This window comes from Myroides sp. N17-2 (assembly GCF_002286775.1).
Classification (GTDB): Bacteria; Bacteroidota; Bacteroidia; order Flavobacteriales; family Flavobacteriaceae; genus Flavobacterium.
In genome coordinates this window covers 1-3,542 of the sequence record NZ_NSGJ01000087.1, presented here as the reverse complement: position 1 = coordinate 3,542, position 3,542 = coordinate 1, and the positions used below count along the sequence as shown (strand labels likewise).

At 38.3% G+C, this 3,542-nt stretch carries 5 protein-coding genes; 1 reads left to right on the top strand and 4 read right to left on the bottom strand.

The annotated features are described in order from the left end of the window. Positions 1–1,110: site-specific integrase (locus CF599_RS19145; RefSeq protein WP_143824843.1), on the top strand; the 1,110-nt coding region annotated here is incomplete at its 5' end. Positions 1,111–1,218: 108 nt separating this feature from the next. On the opposite strand, the gene CF599_RS19140 is transcribed toward CF599_RS19145, so the two are convergent. The 4 genes from CF599_RS19140 to CF599_RS19125 all read right to left on the bottom strand — a co-directional run bounded on the left by CF599_RS19140 (position 1,219) and on the right by CF599_RS19125 (position 3,196). Beyond that, the gene (locus tag CF599_RS19140; protein WP_021191501.1) at positions 1,219–1,500 is read right to left on the bottom strand and encodes a helix-turn-helix domain-containing protein; all 282 of its coding nucleotides are present in this window, start codon (positions 1,498–1,500) and stop codon (positions 1,219–1,221) included. Next, a complete protein-coding gene (locus CF599_RS19135; RefSeq protein ID WP_115950300.1) occupies positions 1,497–1,793 on the bottom strand; it encodes a helix-turn-helix domain-containing protein in 297 nt (98 codons plus the stop codon). Before CF599_RS19135 ends, CF599_RS19140 begins: the two co-directional genes overlap by 4 nt. Positions 1,794–1,893: 100 nt before the next feature. Further along, a complete protein-coding gene (locus tag CF599_RS19130; protein ID WP_115950301.1) occupies positions 1,894–2,325 on the bottom strand; it encodes a hypothetical protein in 432 nt (143 codons plus the stop codon). 457 nt (positions 2,326–2,782) lie between these two features. Beyond that, the gene (locus CF599_RS19125) at positions 2,783–3,196 is read right to left on the bottom strand and encodes a DUF3408 domain-containing protein (protein ID WP_254050369.1); all 414 of its coding nucleotides are present in this window, start codon (positions 3,194–3,196) and stop codon (positions 2,783–2,785) included. Positions 3,197–3,542 lie beyond the last annotated feature (346 nt).

The following is a 3,542-nucleotide window of genomic DNA, read 5'->3' as shown; positions in this document are numbered from 1 at the left end:
TCCGCAACAAATTGGGATTTGAAGTACGGCAGGGTTTTAGGTAAAAGCCGAGAAGCACAAGACACAAACAGGAAACTTGACAAAATTCGTTCGGGTATTGAGGAATGCTATTCCAAAATCCTGAAGAATGAGGGGGCTGTAAACAGTGCGAAACTTAAAAATGCTTTTCTCGGTATGGAAAGCGGGGAACTTACCTTTTTCAAATTCTATGAACAGTTCCTATCCGACTATGAGAAAAAGGTTAATAGTGGACTTCGGGTAAATGGCACACGCAGTAAATATAAAATACTTTTGAAACATCTTCGAAATTTTGCACTTACAAAATACAGCTATTCCGATGTGTCCTTTAACGACCTTACACCTGATTTTGTGCAGGACTTTGATTACTACCTGCGTGAAGACCAAAGTTTAACACACAACACCATTTGGCTGTATATGATTGGATTTACTACGCTTTGCCGATTGGCAATGAGCAGAAAGCATCTTGCTTTTAATCCGTTCAGCGAATACAAGAATACCAAAAAGGATAAAGACCGTGGTTATCTATTGCGTAATGAATTGGAACAGCTCGTAACGTTCAACTGCGAGAAAAAGAAAGATGAATTGGTAAAAGACCTGTTTGTTTTCAGTTGCTTTACAGGGCTTTCTTATTCAGATATGAAAGGACTTAAAAACAGCAATATCCAAGATTTTTTTGACGGTAACAGGTGGATTATTGTACGAAGAAAGAAAACCGCTACATCTTCAAACGTGATGCTCTTGGATATTCCGAAAATGATTATCGAAAAATATGCAGGATTATCAAAGGATGGAAAGGTATTTCCTGTACCATCTAATACGGTTTGTAATGACAGCTTAAAGAGAATATCTCAACTGATTGACTGCCTTGTAGAAAAGAAAGTAACCTTTCATTTGGCACGTCATACGTTTGCTACGCTATTTTTAAGCGAGGGTGTTCCGTTGGAGAGTTTGAGCAAGATGTTAGGGCATAAAAACATTGCCACTACTCAGATTTATGCTAAGATACTCAACGAGAAAGTTGGTAAGGATATGCAAAAGGTATCTCATAAATTTAAGGGTATGGAGGAGTCCTTTGTTTCAAGCCTATAACATTAATGTCACAATTTTTTAAAACAACACAGCCCACCGCTTTAAGCAGTGGGCTGTTTCTTTAATTGACCGATACGGGTTGCAGTTTCAAAGCATTCATTTAATGGGCTAACGCTGATAGTTATCTTCCAATACTTTTACAATATCGCTTTCACGAAACAAGATTTTCCGTTCGAGCTTGATAAAAGGTATCAGTCCGTCATCCCTGTACTGTTGCAATGTCCGTTTGCTTATGTGTAACATCTCGCAAACCTGTTCGCCTGACAGATAGATTTCCCCTTTTAGTAATGGGTGGAAATATTCTCTGATATACAACAGTTCATTTTTGATGCCTACCACAGCTTCGAGCAAGGCAAGCATATCTTCGTTTGAATTTCCAATCTGTTTCATTTCTTTTGCTTTTTTAATGGTCGCTCTCCCTGCAGAAGTAACTCCACTTCGGATAATCTGAAATACGTTTTCCGATTGATTTGCGTTGCTCCAAGAATGCCTTTTGCCCTATACGTCTGCAACGTTCTTTTGCTGATGTTGAGCAATTGGCAGGCTTCCTGTTGGTCGAGCCATTTTGTTGCCTGTTGCAGTGCTTTGTAGGGTGCAGTGACTTCCTTAATCAATAAAGAAACTTCCTTTACTTCTCTGTGCAATGCCTTTAAAATCTGAATATCTAAAACTGTTATTTCCATATCTGCATCATTTAAACCTCTAAAATAAAAGGTATTTACATTAGGTATTCCAATGTTGCATCCGATGGCGGTATTTGGCGTACAGTTGCCAAATACTCGGCTATAATCCCAATTTTGATTTATTGTTTTTCGGGTGAGCTTGTTGTGTTTTGATTGTATTATCCATTCTAAAAGCAGGTTTTCTGTTTGGCTGTACAGTCTGAATTTTTTCATCGTTTTTGAAATCCGAACGCATAACCGTTTTTGTCACACCTATTATGCTTTCAGGTTCGGCAGTCTGTTTTTGTTGTTCAACACGTTTGCCCCCAAACAGCTTGCTCAGACCTAAACCCTTTGTTTCTCTGAATTGGCGTTTAAGGTTGGTAATGAAATTGGAAATCGGGTCGCTATACTTATCGACCTGCATAAAAGAAGTATTCTTTTTCTTCTCGGATAGCTCGTTTTCTTTATTCTCTTTTTCGGTAATTGTTTTTTGTGCCATTGGTTCAAAATTTCCCCCAATATAGAACACAAAGGAATGTATTGTTCTCATTTGGCGTTATGTGGCAGTATTTGGCTTATGTTGGCACGATATGAATAGAAAGTAATCCTTAAAACACTTTAAATTTTCCTCGCAAAGCCCTCACACATTTAAAGAGTTTTGTACGGATAAAGGAAAGCATACAAAAAACACCCTATCTTTAGCCCTTACGTGTTTTTTGTACCCTTTCTTTGATTGGAATTGATTAAAAAAAAGAATAAAAAGGGAGCAAAGATAAGGCGGACAGCCACCGCACCGCCCAACCAAAAGACTACGGCATAATGGCAGGGCAAAAAGGTGGCTTCGCCCAGTTGTTGTGTGATTGCCCTACCACCCTTCGGGATTTATTCCGTTTCCTTTTGGTTTTTCCGCCTGTCCGCCTTGTTAAAATGGCTTTCTTTTTTTTCTGTTTTTTTCTTTTGGAAACAATTTTAATAGGGAGTTACGCATCCTGACCAAAGAACGGTTATCAAAACAACGGCTTGTGCTTATCGTTATAGATTTCCTTAATCAGTTCTCCGAACTCCTGAAAATGGTATTCGATAATGTTGTCCAGATAAGCATAAATAGTTAGCTTGTCAATCCCCATAATGTTTGTAAGCCTGTTAAATGTTTCGTGGTGTTCCTGCCGTACATAGACCGATTTGCCTTTGCTTGCAGTCCTGTTCGGGATTTTAAAGAACTGCCCGCAGTAATCCTCTTTCGTCATCTTCTTTGGCTTTGAGGTACTTTTTTTCGTGGTGTTCGCTGACGGTTTGGTTTGTTCCATTTCTGTTGCTATTTCCACGGGTTCTTCCCCTGCAATTATATTCATCAGTGCTTCCTCGTTTACTTCGGGTTTGGCAAAATCTTCCCGATGTGTTACTGCCTGTTGTTCCGTCAAAGGTTGTTTCTTTTCATCAGTTAGGAAATTTTCTATAGAGAAATCCTTTTTTCGGGTTGCTGATTTTTGGTTTCTTCATTTATCATATCTATCGTTTTTAATATTATATCAAATTAGCTGTTTGGCTAGCTGAACAATCAGTTATAAATATCATAGCACGTATGTAAGTTGCTATGCACCTATATACCCTTAATCAACTAGTTCATTAACTCAAAAATTTGTAATTAGTCTGCATTCAATCACGCAGATTTGCTGTCGGGATTTATGCTGTTTAGTTACTTCATTAAGGATATAACCAATCAGCTAGCTAGCCATATACAAAGGAAATAAAAGCAGTCCCAATCTG